This window comes from Actinomadura sp. ATCC 39365 (genome assembly GCF_054392275.1).
Map to the genome: position 1 here is coordinate 9,141,583 of NZ_CP184335.1, position 15,950 is coordinate 9,157,532.

The following is a 15,950-nucleotide window of genomic DNA, read 5'->3' on the forward strand; positions in this document are numbered from 1 at the left end:
GCCGATAATTCCATCCATGCAGTTCAAGCGGCATGTGAGTACTCGTGGAGGACCCCGCCGAGTCGGTCCCGTCTGCGTACGCTCAGCTCAGTGATTCGCGTCGGATCCATGATCGGGTCCGGGAGGGTGCGCAGCGGGGCTGCCTGGTCCAGGGCTTGGTGAGCGCGGTGCTCGTTGTAGAACCGCTCGTACTCACGCAGGGCGTGCCGCAGGTGGTGCTCGTTCCACAGCAGGCAGCGGTCGAGCAGTTCGCGGCGGCACGACTGCACCCACCGCTCCATGACCGCGTTCATCCGCGGCACCCGGATCCCGGTGAGCACGCTCCGGATGCCGGCCTCGGCGAGAATCTCGTCCATGAGCGCGGGGAACTTCCCGTCTCGGTCGCGGATCAGATAGCGGGCCCGGCAGCCGGCATCTTCCAGGTCCATCACGAGGTTCTTCATCGTCTGGACGACCCAGACCGCGGTCGGGCGGGCAGTGGTGCCCAGCACGCGGACGCGCCTGCTGGCATGCTCGATGACGGCCAGGATGTACTGGCGCTGCCCGGTGAGAGTGACGGTCTCGATGAAGTCGCAGGCCAGCAGCGCATCAGCTTGGGAACGCAGGAAGTCGGCCCAGGTGGCCGACGCCCGCTCAGGAGCAGGATCAACGCCTTCCTGCTTGAGGATCTCCCACATAGTGGAGGGCGCGACCGTGATACCGAGCGTGGCCAGCTCACCGTGCACCCGCCGATATCCCCAAGACGGGTTCTCCCGGACCAGGCGCAGGATGAGAGCACGGATGGAGCGGACCGTGGGCGGGCGCCCGGGTCGCTTGGGCTTACTGATACGGGCGTGCCGCCGCCTGACGAGATCGCGGTGCCAACGCAGGACAGTGTCCGGGCGGACGATGAGCCGCAGCCGGCGCAGCACCTCGCGGGGCAGTGATGTCAGCAGAGCGGCGAGGAAGGCACGGTCCTCGCGAGCGAATCTCACCCTGGTGCCGACGCCGAGCTGCCGTTCGAGAACGGCGATCTGATGGCGGAGAGCGAGGATCTCGACGTCCTTGTTCCGATCGCCCATCGGCAGCAGCCGCAGCGCGGCGAAGGTGTTGGTGACGGCGAGATAGGCCAGACGAAAGAGCACAGACGATCATCATGCCGCACTCCGAGCGGCTGGAGATCACATGCATCAGGTAATCTCCAGCAAGGCCATGAACTGGCCGGATGACATTATCGGCAGGCGCAGGGCCGTGTGATGGCGGTGGCACCGTCACCGGAGATCAGAGGGAGCACCACGGCTCCGATCAGGAATTGCACGGTTCCCAGGAAGGCCGAGGGGAAGGCCAGGCTCCTGTTCCTTTGGTTCTACAAAGGCGGACGTGCCGGGGTTACCGGGAGCAGGCCCAGAGACCTCAGTATGCGTCCGGTATCGGCTCCGTCAATGATCATGTAGAAACGGGGGTGCCGGACGTCGTGGGCGTAGGCGTCCATCATGCCAACCACGCTCGGCTTGATCTGATGACAGTGCTGCAGAGCGAGTAGCTCCGCGGGCTCGGTGAACAGCCGGTCGATCTGGTCACCGTTCTTGCCCAGGGCCTTGACGTCCATCGCGCGAGGGAAGCCCGGTCCTTTGAACAACCACGCAGCCGACACTTGGCGCCCGCGGGCGAACACTCGTGACGTATAGAGGTCGGAGCGCTCGCCACCCCAGTCCTTCGGAACGTACGACTCGCCGACCAGCCCGGCAAAGGCGCGTTTCACTGTGTTCTCCGGCACACGGAGGACCGCTTTGCCCTCGGCCTCAGTGAAGGGAGAGGCGAAGTCGATCCCGCTGAACTGGCTGATCTCGCTGGGGTAAACCCGCGCTCCCGGCGCTGGGCCTCCGGCGGCAAGGTCGTCATCGACGAATGATCTGATTCCGATGAAGACCGGCCTGAGCTCGATTCGCTCTGCACCTAGATTGGTGACCGTCCCGATCAGGTAGACCTGCCTGTTCCCGCTGAGGCTACCGGGCGCGGAGGAACTGGCGATTCTTGCCGCGTTAAAAGTCCCGATGACGTGCACCGGGTCGCCCGCGTCGAGCACCGCTGCGAAGCTCGCGGGTTTGAAGCCTGGGGCGTCGCGGCCCCGGTCTCGCTGGAACGCAAACTCCAGTTCGGTGCCGACGACTTGCCCCACACGTAGGTCCTGCTCCAATACATGCCTCGCCAGTTCGCCGACTCCTAGCGAGGAGAGCGCCTCAGCGAGTTCTGCGGCGAGCACGTAGGGCAGCGCTGCCTCGGGATCGCTCCTGCGGGCCGCCCGCGCCCGTGCGGACTCCGTCCGCTGCTTACCGAGGAGGGACTGGACCTGGTCCTGGTGCAGGAAGTATGGCTCGAGCGCAATGCGCACCATCGACAACATGATCCTTTCAGCTGAGGTGGACCAAAATTTTCTGTGCCTGGCAGTGCTGGGACGGGCGAGGGAACGGTCACGGGATGTCCTTGAGCAAGCGGAGGAATTCGTCCACGTCTTGTGGCCGGTCGGTTGGCCTGTGGTGAGTAGCCTCCGTCACTGCGGCTACCCATGGTCCCCTGGCGGGCAGCAACGGGAGATTCTGCTCCGGTCGTTCCCCAGTCAGGATGGCTGCGATGAGCCGCCCGATGCTGTAGATGTCGGCAGCGGCCGTAACGTTGTGGGGGTTTCCGGACGACAGCTCCGGTGCGGCGAATCCCTCGGAGCCGAAGCCGGTGCCGGTCCGAGTTCGGCGCGGAATGCTAGTTTCCCCTCGGGGCTGTCTGCCTAGCCCCCAGTCCGCTACAACCCACTTGCCGTTGAGGAGCAGGACGTTGGCTGGCTTAATATCGCGGTGGATCCTGCCGTCGGCGTGTGGGAGGCGCAGTCCTTTGCAGACCGCTATGACGAGCTCCCGGAGGGCACCTGTTTCGCGCCGTAGGCGTTCCGCGTGACTGGTGGCACTGCCGTTCGCGAGCGGCATGACGAACCACCGCCCGTCTGGGTCGGAGTCCAGGACCGGCATGACGTTTGAGTGCTCTCCATAGAGGTGCCCGATGGAGATCTCGCGGCGCATGCGGTGTAGGGCGTCTTCATCGCTGTAGCGGAGTTGCTTCAGCGCAATGGGAATGTAAGTGTGTTTATGCGAACCGCTGTAGACAGCGCCCTGACCACCTTCAGCGAGCGGCTCGTGGTCCCTGTTGTAGTCCGCCTTCGTTCCGCGCTTGAGCCAGTGCACAGCGGCCCACGGCGCTGCCCCGAGTGTGTCGGTCGTGGCGTCGTCGGTAGGGAAGGCACGGGCTGCCTCGATGACATGGTCACGGTACGGCCCGTCCCGTTGTGCTCTGAGCAGGGCTACCAGTGGCGCGGCGGCGGGATAGTGGGTGAGCTCTGCAGCGAGACGGCATGCCTCGTCGTCCTGAGCGGCCCGGCGGGCAGCGCGCTGACTGTTTTGCTCTTGCCGGGCCGCCCGCAGGTCAGGATTAGGGGCCCAGCCTCGGGGTGGATGACAGATTGTGCCTGATCGGTAGTCGTGTTCGAGGCCAACGCATCCTGCTCGGGCCAAGGCGAGCGCCACGTCATCGGCACGATCATCGAGTCTGGTCGTGACGGTGTTCCATCGGCGAGGCGCGCTGGTGGCCCAGTTCCAGTCGGCGTTGTTGACGAGTCCGTCTGGCCGCTTTGGTGGCGTGGGCGGGTGCGCGCGTAGGTGTACTCGCCGGACTTTGGGCCGGCCGGCTCGGTCATGGTCGAAGGTCCCATCGGGGTGTGTTGGCTGCGCGTAGGCGCGGAGTCCCTCGGGCACGCCGGGGTGGCCAGGCATGGGGAATTCCCCTGTTGGGTAAGAAGAATCGGTCATGCCGCGCCCTCATTCGAGTTGTTCTCGTCGGACTCATCGTCGGCGATGTCCGCGGCAGGGCGGTAGGAGGTCAACCATTCCCGGAGTAGTTCGACGCGGGCGCGGTTAGTTTCGTCTCCAACGATGACAGGTGCTTCGTTGTAGGCCATGCTGTCGGAGCGGCGACGGAGTTTGATGTAGAGCCCAGTTGCCTCGATGGCGTAGCGCTCCATGTCATCCTGTAGTGCACCGATCACGGTAATGTTGCGGTCCTTCCCGATTTGCTCGAACAGCGCGACCGCCTCACGGCGATGCTCCTTGCCGAGGTTGCGGCCGAGTTCGTCGAGGACGAGCAGCAAGGGGCGACTGCCTCCTCCAGCAAGCGCGGCGGCGCACACCAGTTTGACGGCCTTCTCGTCCATTTGGGCGGTGTTGCTGCGAAGGTTGTAGCCCGACATCCGTTGTCCCTCAGCGCGCCGCCACTTTGGTGTAACGGTCCATCGCCACGGCCGATCAGGCTCTGCGGGCGGCTCGGGTTCCGGGTAGTCCAGGCTCGCCCCGTAGCCGCCGTATCGCTGGTCAAGGCGATCGAATTCTTCGCTAACTTTTTTGAGCCTGGCCTTGATTCCCAGGGCAAGCGAAGCCCGGTGCGCACGGGAGGTCTGCTCAGCTTCGCTCAAGCCTCGCCGAGCCGCCTCCAGGTCACCGGTGCGTTGTGTACGCTGGATGGCGATTTGCTGCTGCTGGTAAAGGTCGTGCTGTTCGGTTTGGGTCAGGTGGGTACGTAGCGCGCGGATGAGCGCGGGAACCAGTCCGACTCGAGTGTCCAGTCCGCCGTGTTGCCAGCGTTGTTCGATGAGCAGTTCCCGGATCTCGGCGGGCATCTCGTCGTGTGGTGTGCCCTCGGGGAAGCACCGTCGCACAACCTCGTTGACTTGATAGCAGGTCTCCTCGTTCCACGCTGCGGTGGTACGGGCCTGCTGCTCGGTGTCCAGGGCCAGCAGAAACCGGTGCGCGGACTCGGGTGAGTCTCCCCAGGCAGCCTCGCGGCCAGGCAGGTCCAGAGCCAGCCGCTCATCGATGAGCTTCGTCTTGCTTTTGTCCTGCTCGGTAAGCTCACCCTCAAAACGGCGTCTGGCGCCGCGCAGGTTCTCGATCCGTTCCTTGCGTGCTTTCCCCGCGCCCAGCGCGTCGGCATAGGCCAGGTGGGCGGCGTCCAGCACGGGCTTCAGCGCATCTCGTCGTTCCTCTCTCTTCCGGTTGGCCTTCCGCAGTTCGGACATCTCCAGCGCGGTCGCGTCCGCTTCTTCACCGGCCACGGCTGCTTCGGTACGGATTGTGGCTCGGGACAGCGTGTGCCGGGCCGTGGCGAGGAGCTTGTTGGCTTCGGAGAGAAGATCGGCCTTCGCGCGATGTTCAGCGCGGGCCGAGGCGATACGCGCGGCTCGGCCAGTGAGTGGTTCTGCGAACTCGCCCACCACGATTACCCCGGCGGCCACGTCGACCTCCGCGGGTTGGGTGCCCGCCCGGTCAACGATCGCGGTCAAGAACGTGGTGAGGTCGAACCTCTTATCTGCGCTCGCGGGCAGGCTGGTGCTGTGGGTGGGCGCGTGCGGGCGAGGCGGGTCGGCGATAACCAGCGTCGCCGCCCCTGGCCGCCCCGTGAGTTTCTCCTGGGCTTTGTCAGCGAGCCCGCGTGGGACCACGACGGCACCGCGATAGGGCACGAGGCGGGGCTCCCAACTACGTCGCTGGTCGGGGTTAAGTTGGACGACGTCCAACAGCGCGGCGGCGGGGATACCCTCCTTGCGTAGCACCTGTAGTTCGTCCGCGGCGACGTCCTCACCGGATTCGGCGGCGGCCAGCAGTGCGCTCGCTCGTTTCTCGGCATCTTCGGCGACTCCCCTGGCCCCGAGCGCTTGTTCGACGGCCGTGTGAGCGTCGGCCTCCTCAGCCTGCGCGATCTCAACGCTGCGTCCGTCAGCAGCGCGGGCCTCATCCCAGAGCTTCCGATGTTTCGTGTCCAGGTCTTCCAACTTCTGGGCGGCGACCTGATGTTCGGTGTCCAGGCGCTGGTCACGCCCACTGAGTTCTTTCCAGCGCCCTTCGACTTCGCGGAAGTTCCGATTGAACTCCTCGTCGTCGGTCAGCCCTGAAAGGTCGCCATCCACGGTGGACAACTGTGTCTGCAGTTCTGCGGCACGGACGTCCAGCGCGCTGAGTTCGAAACGAATCTCGTCGATGCGTGTGACCCCGTCGAGGAAGCGCCGGGCGCAGCGGGCTTGCCACGACGCGCTCGCATTGCCCAATAGGTGACGAGCTTCGCCGCGCAGGGCGATGCCGGCCTCAACGACCGCCATTTCGTCTTCCCAGCTATCGAGATCTCTTACCGCGTCGTGAACGTCGGTGCGGTGAGTGTGCTCAGCCGACCTGAGGGCCTGCTCTTGTTCGAGTTCGCGATCCAACCCGGTCAGCGTGGCGATGGCGTCGAAGATCCTGCGTGGGTCCAGGTCGTTGAGAGGTTGGGCGAGCAGGTTGGCCGCTGGACTGGAACGCACCGAGGTCGACAGGAAGGACACGCACCGCACGTGTCTGCCGTACAGGACAGGCGCGAGCCGGTTCGCGTGAAAGTCGGTGCGTCCGTTACTGGTCGGGAGCGCATCCCACAATGCGTCAGCTCCTGCGGCACGTTCTGACTCAGTCGCCCCGTAGGGGACATAGAGGCCGTCCTGCCAGCGCAGGTGTACGTGCGATGCTTTGCGATTGATCCGCAGCCACACGGTCAGGGCGCTGGCCGACAGCTCGTCGGCCGTGTCAGCGCGGGGGTCGGCGAACACGCCGATCACATATCCCCAGTCGACGTTGGACCAGCGGCCTTCCTGCGCGGCAAGTTCGGCGGTGAACAACAGCTCCGCGGCCCCGGCAGCGCCACTGGCCAGCCGCCATTGCTCATCAGCGTGCAGCAGGCTCACCGCGGCGATCAGTGAGGACTTCCCGGCGCCGTTGGAGTCCTTCGGGCCTTGGCCCGCGACCGTGACCAGGCCCTGGCTGACCATCGGTACGGGGTGTGTGGACAGCCGGGAGATGTTGACCACTTGGACGCCGACCAACACCCGCTCGCCGACTACGTCAAACGGGCCTGAATCGCCGCCCGCCGCAGACCAGGTTCCGGCTGTGCTCACCGTTCTCCTCGGGGATGTGCGCGGCGTGCTCGTATCGCGGCAGCCAGCGGGCTGTGCGGTGCGGCGGCCAGTATCAGCTCTTGCTGCAACGCTCGACGTGCCACAGGTGTCAGCCGGTGAAGTTGGGGACCGGGCAAGTAGGCAGACCCGCCGACGGAACCTTGTCCACGAGTAGGCGCGAGCTGCACGAGTCCAGCGGCACGCAACCTCTGCAGAGCGGCACGAACGTCGCCCTTTCCCAGCTGTGCGTAGCGAAGCAATTCATCGGCCGGCGTCGGTTGCGCGGAGACCCAGGAGTCGCCGGACAGTATGCCCTGGCTACGGGGAATCGCGACCGAGTGAATTAACACCAGCACGAGCACGGCCCGATCGATGACCGGGAGGGCGTTCCAGCCTGCGGCGGTCAGTTCGGCGGCGATGTCGTCGCGGTACCCCGACGTCCACTGCGCGTCTCCCACCGGCACCAGCGTCCGTCCTACTCGATGCAACAGCCGCTGAAGGTCCCGGCGTAGGGTAGCAACCCGCAACGCCAGCATCTGTACCTCAGGCACCGGGTGGGCGCTGTGTTCCACCGCCGCAAATGCGGCCAGGACTTCGTCGCGGTGCTGTTCGCTCAGGTCGGCGAGGATCGGCTCGAATACCGGATGCGCCGCGTTCGCGCCGGTCATCGCAGCCCTCCCGCGTCGCTGCGGCCGGTGTCGGCGGGGGAGGGCAACATCCGCCTTAGCTCGCGCAGGGCGCTGAGATCCGCTGATCCCCACACCGCGACACGCGGACCGAGCCGCACCGTCTGACCGGGCTCGTTCCACAGGATCCAGGCGGCGCCAGCCAGGCGGCGGAGCGCCGCGAGCAAGGCTCGGTTGGAGGCGGCCTCGTCCCGGTTGGTGATCTCCACGAACACCGCTGCCACCTCATCCTTAGACGCGGGCGTCCCTGGCCAAATCGGTCCGGTCGGTTCCGCCCAGCAGCAGCGCAGGCACGCGGCGAGCACGCGCGCCGTGTCGTTGGGTTGTTCGACGGCAAGCACAGGCAGTCCCAACTCTTCCGACACGCTCGGTCTCGCCCCCTCGGGAAGCACGGCCAGCAGCCACACCGCCGTGGCATCCGGCTCGACTAGGCGCTGCGTTCCCGCCGGGAAGGCACTGCTCGGTGCTACGCGCTGCGGGCCGGCGGCGCGGACGCGCGCCCACCACAGTGCCGTTTCCGCCTCGTTCACCCCGCGCCTCCTCACGCCCGGTTACTGCGCCGGAAGCGCCCATGCGACGTCCAGGACGGGCTGGCCGCCACCTCGATCCGTACGCCGTCCCGCCACACGAGTTCGTAGTCGAGGTCAGGGTGGTGATGAATGGCGGTGACCTCGGCGAGCACGCGACGTGCGGACATCCAGTCACCAGCGTCATCCAGCACATCGACAACGCTCACCGAGTCCGAGTGCGTTAGCAGTCGCTCCGCGATGGCCTTGAGTTCCTCCACGTCATCAGCGATACCAGCATCGGCCTCAGGTTCCAGCTCGGTGTCGTCCGAGCGGGGAGGCGGAACCCGCGCCGTGCTGATCTGGCGTCCCGTTTCCACTGCCTCGATCAGCGCTTGTGGTGAGAACCAGGGCGCGGGCGCATCGAAGACGAACCGGTCGAGCACCGCGGCTAGCGCCTTGGGGCTCGAATCGCGGCCGAAGGTACGCCATGCTTCCACCGGAAGCAGGCCCAACGCGCGAGTGGTGCCTGCTTGCGCGAGCAGACGGCCCGCCGCCGCGTCGATCGCATCCGCGTAGGCGGCGAGCGCGACCCGGAGTTCCGCGCAATTGCGATCGAGTTCGGGCCATCTACCCAGCACGACAGCATGGACGTCCTTGGCCTGGCCAATAAGCGACTCGTTACCCCACAGGAGTTGGGCGTTGTCGCCGAGTGTCTCGGCTGTGCTGCCCGCTGCCAGGATGGCAAGTTCATTACCCAGTAACCGGAACACCTTGGTCAACCGGCGCACCGAGGCTGCGCCGTCGGCGGATGTGGCGTTGGTGCTCTTGACGTTCAATTGCTCCAGCGTCAGGAGCTGGTGTAGTTCCGACTGGCCGCCCTGTTCTGCCATACGCCGCAAGAACAGCAGCATCACATAAGGCGCAAACGCTGCCCTGTGGTACCGCTCATTCAGCCGGTCAACGACTTTGTTGATCGCGCCGTACTCACGTAGAACCTCGAACCGCCGCCCTGCTATCTGAGCGCCCCATTGTCGGCAGGCGGCGACCGCCTGTTCCGCGGTCAGGCCTTCGCTGCCCGCCTCGGCGAAGGCTTCCAAGATTGCTTCATCAACACCGATCGTGCTCGAGTCCACGATCATCGCTCCGGCCTCACGAGCGAGCACCGCGAAGATCTGGCGGTAGACCCGCAGCACCGCTGCCTCACCGGCGAGATTGTCCAAGGTCAGCTCTGGCGGGTCGGTCAACGCGATCGCTCCTGTCTCCGGCCATGCACGGACCTCATTGCGCTCGGCGCCGACGCGGGGCGCGGCGCGGCGCGGCGTCCAAGTTTAGGCATAGGAACAAACAAGATGTCTCGCGATTGAGCTTGTAAGCGCGCTTTTCTGAACAGCCCTGCAAAGCGAACAGGATGTACCTGCTTTGCGTGCGAAGCTGCCGGACATCCACTAAAGGACAACCGATCCTAACAGCTACAAATAGTGTCCAACTACCACAAACCGCCACATGTCAGGCATCCGCAATTTCCCCGTGAGAACAATCTAAGTCGTGCAGGGATCGGCATATGTCGACAGTGAACTGCCTACCAGGAAGGACGTCGTTGGCGCACGGCGCTCAGCCCCAAGTGCAGTCATGTGGAGGTCGGGGATCAGGAGGTAGGTTCAGATCCGCCAGCACAGCGAGTGCCTCGGGGAACGGCCCCCGCAGCGGGCCGTGTGACACCGTCGGGGCGCCGTCGAAGCTGCGCTGAGCGGCTAGGCTGCGTGGATCGCGAAGACCGGTGAGCCGGTAGTGACGCCACAAGGTGCGTGGCCCGGCCTCGATGGTGAAGAGATCCGGCCGACGCCAGACAACGAGCGCCCAACTGCCGCCGGATGTGGTGGCCCAGGCGCCGACGAGGTCAGATGCCTGGGCTGCCGCGACAGCTTGGAGGGCAACGAGCCGTGCGTTGCCGAAGGCGCCGGTGACGTGCAGCAGGCGTTCACCGTGCCGGTGCACGTCGCGACCCTGCTCTGCGAGCGTGCGCACAGCCTCATCGTGAGGGTCGGCCTGGACGATCTCGGCGGCGAGCTTTAGCACCGCCTCCGGGCTCAACGTCGGACCGAACGCCTCCCGCAGCAGTTCGCAGTACTGCTCGACGTATTCGGGTTCAGCGGCGGGAAGGAGGTGGTCCACGACAGCGGCGGATCGGTTGAAGGCGACCGTGGTGGCGGTGCTGACGTGGCGGGGCGCGTGGGCGCGGAGCACTGCGAGACCGATCGCCGCCAGGCTGCCTACCTGCGGTTCCACCTCGGCGGGAGGCGTGCCGGCACCCAGTTCACGTACGGCGCCTGCCAGGAGGCCGAGCCAGGCGTGGTCGTCGCGGTCCCATGCGCCCGCCGCGGCGGTCCAGAGCAGGAGCCTGGTGACGAGCATCCGCTCCGGCAGCTCCAGTGTCGGCGCGACCTGGGTAAGGCGGTCGGCCCACCGCTGGTAGCGAAGGCGTACTGCGGCGCCGGCTGTGCGCAGGTCGGGAGGCCGCGTGACGGCGGTCGGCGGGTCGGCCACGGTCTCGGGGTCGTCGTTGTCGAGTCCAGCGTCGGCGTCGTCAGCGAACTGCTCGTCCCAGGACACCGGCAGCAGTTCCTCGTAAGCAGTTTCTTGTTCGGCCGGGAGGGCGGGCAGTCCGAGGGCGAAACGCAGCAGAGGCGTTCCGAAACGTCCGGCGCATTCGTCAAGGTAGGCAGCCCATCCGCCACCGGATCGATCGGGGACGACCCCTGCACGCGCGGTCTCGGCGGGCGGTGCAGCCGAGAGCGCGGCGGTCGAAGCAGGAGGCCGGGTCAGCGTGGTGGCGAGTGTGCTGAGGTCGGCGAGGAACTTACTGGCCAGTTGCTCATTGGCGAACAGCTGGCCGGGCCTGGTCGTTGGCGTGGGAGTATCGCGTAGACCATGCCGGTTCTGCGCGCGGAGGGGGTCGACGACGAAGACGACGTTGCTGAGACGTGACTGGCCGTCCAGGATGGTGACGAGGCGAAGCCGACTGCCGCCGTCGGCGGCCTGTGTCAGCAGGACCTCGGCGACGCCAGGGGGCACCTCGCCGACGCGCTCCCACGTCTCGGGCGGGGACGCGGCGGCGGACAGCTCCAAATATCCGGCGGTGCGGAGCGTGCTCGCGAACATGACGTGCAGCCCCTGCTCGACCCGGGTGGCACCGAGCAGGAGCGCGCCTTTCCGTTCTCTGCTCGGGCGGATCGAGAACTTCAGCGGCCGTAGATCGGCGGCGGGCACGGTCGCGCCTTTGGGCATGCGGGAGGCATGGATCGGCGCGATGAGGCCAAGTTCGCAGTTGCCTCCGCTTTCCAGGGACCTGGACAGCGCAGCGGCCGACAGGTTAGGACTCCCAGTCAGTGCGTACCGGCGGCCTTCGACCACCCATTCGATGAGCTTGCCGTGCCGGTAGCGGGGTTCATCGTCGAGGCGGACATCGGCATCGACTTCGGTGACCAGATCGGCGAGCGCCTGGCCGTCGAGCTCGGTGAAACCGGGCTGAAAGCTGACGATCAGCCGCCGCGGCCGCATTCGCTCGACCAGGCGGCGCAGGGTCACGGCACCGGGATCGTGGAACGGCGCGCACACTGCGAGCTCGTCGACCGGTCCTGCGGGGAGCTGGTCCGTGATGGGCCGTTCGCTGGACGACACCAGTCGGAGCTGGGGATGCAGGACCTCGGCCCGCTCGCGCAGCGCCGCGAGACCGGCGGCGACCCGGCGCAGCGCCTCCGGCACGCCCCGGGAGAACCGAACCCGATCCGGCAGCCCTGACAGCCACGACGCGAGCTCACTGAACAGGCCTGGGACGTGGTGCCGGTCTGCCCGCAGCACGGTCCACAACTCCGCGTTGGCCTGCCAGCCGGCGAGTGTGGCGTTCCCGGAGCCGATGGCGACAGTGGCCCGGTGGGGGCCCACCAGCGCCATCAGCTTGGGGTGGAAGGCTCCGCCGCATACAGCCTGGCCGGGCAGGTAGGCACGTCCGGCACGGCGTACGGCTCTTGGGTCGATCGTGCACATCGCGGCGTCGCCGACCAGGCTCACCCGCGCCCCGGACGCCTGGGCGACACCCAGCGCGACCGTCTCGAAGAAGCCGAGATCGGTGGTGAAGCTCAGGAACAGAGCCTCCTCGGCCTGCCTGTCTCCGTACCGTTCCTCCTCCATCAGGAGCGTCAGCGGGGAGGCGAGTTCTAGATCCACCAATGACTCAGTCAAGGAGCACCTGCCCGGCATCGGTCACACGCCAGGTTCCGTCGGCCAGTTCGAGCACCCCGGCGCCGGCCAGCACGGAGGTGAGCTGCGCCAGCCTCAGGCCAACGTCGCCGCGCCCTTCCTGGCTGGTCCGAAAGAGCAGCCCATCGCGCTCGTGCAGACGGGTGGGCAGCCACAAGGTCCCGTCCGGGCGTCGGCGGGCCTTTGAGAGCGCCACGCGTCTGCTGCGGGTCAGCAGGTCGTGAGTCAGCCGCCGCGCGAAGTCACGTGAGGACTCAAGTCGCGATTCGGCCAGCCGCCACGCCATCCACTCGGGGCCGAGCTCAACGCCGCGTTGCCCGAGGAAGGCGTCGCGTACCCGGCCGGACAGTTCTCCCACCCGCCGGGCGTTCACGATCAGAGTCGCCAGCTCGCGTACCGGAATGGGCAGGTCACTCGTCCGCAATTGCTCTTCGGCTGGGGCGGGGGCGCCGGTCGGGGTGACAGTGGTGGGCAGCCCATCCATGAACGCGGCCAGGGTTCCGTCCGGCATGTTGTCGGCGAACCGCTCAGCCAGGTCGTCGGTGGGCATTAGGCCGTCGACCTGGGACACGAGCCATGACCAGAGGCGTCGCCAGGCGCTGACCGCGTAGTTGCGTAACATCACCCCGCGCCAGACTGGAGCCGTCTCCAAGGGGGCGGTGACGGGGTCGCTCGTCAGGAAGTCGCCGTACGCGATCAATGGTCTGACGTCGTTGGTGACGTCACCGATCTCGTGGGTCCGCATCACCCGGGCGAGCAGCTGGATCGTGTCCCGTCTGCTGAGCCCGGCGGCTTCGGTGGACTGCTCGCCGGGCAGGCAGAGCAGTTTCGCCAGCCACGTCCCGTCGGCCGCTCCGCCACCGGCGCACACGCACAGATGTGGGTGGCCGCGTAGTTCGTCCACGGCCAGGCTCGGGCGGGCCGCCAGTTCCAGGATGCCGTCGAGACCCGCGGTTACGTGCTCGGCCGCACAGGCCGGGCCCGGGGTCGGCATGCTCGCAGGCGCGAGGATGCCGAGAGCGACCTCCGATGCCGCGTACGGACTCCAAAAGCCCCACACGTTACGTACGTAGCCGCCCTTCACCGGCTGTGCCGCCTCGGTCATAACGATCTCGCCGCCCTGCAGCCGGCCGGCGAGGGCGTCGAGGCCGTGGGCCCGGGGCAGCCCGGTCCTGCTGTGGTCGTGTACGTACGAAACCGCTGCCATGACGACTTCGCAACGACGCAGTAGGTCTTGCGCTGCCTGCAGGGACAGTCCGCGGCTTTCGGCCTCGATTGCGATCAGGGCGTGCAGGCTGTAGTAGCGAGCGTGCGGTGTCACCGTCGTCACACCTGGCACCAGCAGGTCGGCCATCCGCATCACGTGCCGCTCGATCGACAGCGGGTACTTGCCCGCGGCGACGTCGAGCCCTCTGGTGCTCCAGTCGGGGCCCTGCGCCAAGTGCATCAAGGTCTCCCTCGATCTTCAAAGCCGTGAAACGCCGACACTATCGAGCAGGTCGCTTGATGACAGCAGATAGTGAGAAGACTGTCACTCAGACGGTGCAGTGCCGCGAACCACTAGCGGTCGAGTGTTGCGTAGTGCAACCGCTGAACTCACGGCGAAGGACCACTTCAACGCCGAGCACCAGCAATGCCGCTTCTTCGGAGACGGCACTCCGTAACAGCAGGTCGGGCAACGACAGCAAGCACCGGGTCACGGCGTACACCGTGTACAAGATCACTAGGACGATCATGGGCGGCCCATACCAGCCGCTCGGCACTGCTCATCCTTCCGTTTCATTGGACGGAGGTCTGCGCTTGAAGCAGTCCGACTTCTTGGACCACGGCGCAGCGATGTGGTCACCGCTCCGCCTCGGTAGATGAATATTGCTGGTAACGAGATTCCTCCAGGGTGGTCGCAGTAGCTACCGTTTGGGCCTGGCTTGCGGACGTTGAAGGCTGGTGCAGAGATTTGGCGAAGACCAGCAAGGAGGGCGGTGTAAGGCGGCGGTTTCCCGGGCGTGGCGTGGGGGCGGGGCTGTCGACGGTCCTGGCGCTGGGGGCCGGGGTGCTCACCAACGTGGTGACGTCGGGCTGGAACTGGTCCACGGGAGTCGGGTTGGTGGTGTTCGCGGCTGGCTGGGTCGGTGTGGAGGCGTGGCGCGCGGCCCGCACTGACGAGGTTTCCGTTGGCGGGACTGAGCTGGAACGGAAGGAGGCGCAGGTCCAGCGCGAGTCGCTTGGTCCACTGGCCGAGCCGCCGCGGCAGTTGCCCGCTGCGGTAGCGGGATTCGCTGGTCGCACGGCGGAACTCGATGCACTGACCTGCTTACTGGAACAGAGCTTGGAGCAGACCGCGATGGCGGGTCGTACGGTGGTGATCTCCGCCATAGGCGGGACGGCCGGGATCGGCAAGACTGCTCTGGCGGTGTGCTGGGCGCATCGGGTAGCCGACCGGTTCCCGATGGCCAGCTGTATATAAAACTGCGAGGGTTCGACCCAGCCGGACAGCCGATGACGCCGGCTGAGGCGCTGCGGGGTTTGCTCGACGCATTCGGGGTACGGTCGGAGCGGATTCCTGTCAACCTGGAGACGCAAGCGGCCTTGTACCGTAGCGTGTTGGCTGGGCGACGGGTCTTGCTGATCTTGGACAACGCCAATGACGCCGATCAGGTCCGGCCGCTATTACCCGGCTCGCCGGAATGCATGGTGGTGGTGACTAGCCGCAATCGGCTGTCCAGCTTGATCACCGCGGAAGGCGCGCGACCGCTGCCGCTGGACCTGCTTACCGCCGCCGAGGCCCGCGAATTGCTGATGCGCCGTATCGGCGCGGAGCGGGTGGCGGCCGAACCGGAGTCAGTCCAAGAAATCATCGCGTTGTGTGCTCGGCTACCGTTGGCGTTGAGCATCGTGGCTGCCCGCGCTTCCAGCCACCCCCGCTTCTCCCTGGCGGCATTGGCTAGTGAGCTGCGCGAGGCGCGGAGCGGACTCGCCGCTTTTGACGGCGGAGAGGGCGCCGCGGATATACGGGCGCTGTTCTCCTGGTCTTACCGGCGGCTCAGCCGCGACGCGGCGCGGTTGTTCCGGCTGTTGGGGTTGCATCCCGGCCCGGATATCACAGCGCCCGCTGCGGCAAGCTTGACTGGTGTCACCGTGGCAAGAGTCCGACCGCAGCTAGCTGAACTGGCCAGCGCCCATCTGATCATCGAGCACGTCCCGGGCCGGTTCGCGTTCCACGATCTCCTGCGGGCCTATGCGACCGAGCTGGTCTGGGTCGATGATTCCCCGGCAGAGCGGGAGGCGACGCTGCGCAGGATGTTGGATCACTATCTGCATACAGCGCATGGCGCCGCCTTACTCATGCACCCGCGGTGGGAACTCCTCACCCTCACCCCACCCGACGCCGGCGTGACCTCGGAAGGACTGACGACTTACGCAGCGGTTCTGAGAGTGTGTTCCGCGAGTTGATGTCCCTTTCGCCGGTGGGGTTGGGATAGATCGGCCAGTCGGAGGCTCGTCGCT

The 15,950-nt window shown here is 66.5% G+C and carries 11 protein-coding genes; 2 read left to right on the plus strand and 9 right to left on the minus strand.

What is annotated here, in order from left to right:
- Positions 1-23: 23 nt before the first annotated feature.
- The 9 genes from ACNF49_RS44095 to ACNF49_RS44135 all read right to left on the minus strand — a co-directional run bounded on the left by ACNF49_RS44095 (position 24) and on the right by ACNF49_RS44135 (position 13,893).
- Positions 24-1,124, minus strand: coding sequence for an integrase core domain-containing protein (locus ACNF49_RS44095; RefSeq protein ID WP_482941442.1), 1,101 nt, complete (start codon positions 1,122-1,124; stop codon positions 24-26).
- A gap of 221 nt (positions 1,125-1,345) precedes the next feature.
- Positions 1,346-2,374, minus strand: a complete 1,029-nt coding sequence (locus tag ACNF49_RS44100) for a hypothetical protein (RefSeq protein ID WP_482941443.1) — start codon at positions 2,372-2,374, stop codon at positions 1,346-1,348.
- Positions 2,375-2,450: 76 nt separating this feature from the next.
- Positions 2,451-3,212 carry a protein kinase domain-containing protein gene (locus ACNF49_RS44105; RefSeq protein WP_482941444.1) on the minus strand — a complete coding sequence of 254 codons (762 nt, stop codon included), beginning with the start codon at positions 3,210-3,212 and terminating at the stop codon, positions 2,451-2,453.
- Positions 3,213-3,829: 617 nt separating this feature from the next.
- Positions 3,830-6,994, minus strand: coding sequence for a coiled-coil domain-containing protein (locus ACNF49_RS44110; RefSeq protein ID WP_482941445.1), 3,165 nt, complete (start codon positions 6,992-6,994; stop codon positions 3,830-3,832).
- The gene (locus ACNF49_RS44115) at positions 6,991-7,662 is read right to left on the minus strand and encodes a hypothetical protein (RefSeq protein WP_482941446.1); all 672 of its coding nucleotides are present in this window, start codon (positions 7,660-7,662) and stop codon (positions 6,991-6,993) included. Before ACNF49_RS44115 ends, ACNF49_RS44110 begins: the two co-directional genes overlap by 4 nt.
- Entirely contained in the window at positions 7,659-8,210 is a 552-nt protein-coding gene (locus tag ACNF49_RS44120; RefSeq protein WP_482941447.1) for a hypothetical protein, read from the minus strand. Before ACNF49_RS44120 ends, ACNF49_RS44115 begins: the two co-directional genes overlap by 4 nt.
- 11 nt (positions 8,211-8,221) lie before the next feature.
- Positions 8,222-9,433 (minus strand): hypothetical protein, encoded by a 1,212-nt coding sequence (locus tag ACNF49_RS44125; RefSeq protein WP_482941448.1) that lies wholly within the window; start codon positions 9,431-9,433, stop codon positions 8,222-8,224.
- 367 nt (positions 9,434-9,800) lie between these two features.
- Complete coding sequence (locus ACNF49_RS44130; RefSeq protein ID WP_482941449.1) at positions 9,801-12,413, minus strand: phospholipase D-like domain-containing protein; 2,613 nt, start codon at positions 12,411-12,413, stop codon at positions 9,801-9,803.
- 7 nt (positions 12,414-12,420) lie between these two features.
- Complete coding sequence (locus ACNF49_RS44135; protein ID WP_482941450.1) at positions 12,421-13,893, minus strand: hypothetical protein; 1,473 nt, start codon at positions 13,891-13,893, stop codon at positions 12,421-12,423.
- Between the two features lie 507 nt (positions 13,894-14,400).
- On the opposite strand from ACNF49_RS44135, the gene ACNF49_RS44140 reads away from it, so the two are divergent.
- A complete protein-coding gene (locus tag ACNF49_RS44140) occupies positions 14,401-14,910 on the plus strand; it encodes a hypothetical protein (RefSeq protein ID WP_482941451.1) in 510 nt (169 codons plus the stop codon).
- A gap of 32 nt (positions 14,911-14,942) precedes the next feature.
- Positions 14,943-15,896 carry a hypothetical protein gene (locus tag ACNF49_RS44145; RefSeq protein ID WP_482941452.1) on the plus strand — a complete coding sequence of 318 codons (954 nt, stop codon included), beginning with the start codon at positions 14,943-14,945 and terminating at the stop codon, positions 15,894-15,896.
- The last annotated feature ends 54 nt before the right edge of the window (positions 15,897-15,950 follow it).

Coding starts and splice junctions, on each gene's coding strand:
- ACNF49_RS44100 (WP_482941443.1), bottom strand. CDS start 2,374: ATGGTGCGCATTGCGCTCGAGCCATACTTCCTGCACCAGGACCAGGTC.
- ACNF49_RS44115 (WP_482941446.1), bottom strand. CDS start 7,662: ATGACCGGCGCGAACGCGGCGCATCCGGTATTCGAGCCGATCCTCGCC.
- ACNF49_RS44135 (WP_482941450.1), bottom strand. CDS start 13,893: ATGCACTTGGCGCAGGGCCCCGACTGGAGCACCAGAGGGCTCGACGTC.
- ACNF49_RS44145 (WP_482941452.1), top strand. CDS start 14,943: ATGACGCCGGCTGAGGCGCTGCGGGGTTTGCTCGACGCATTCGGGGTA.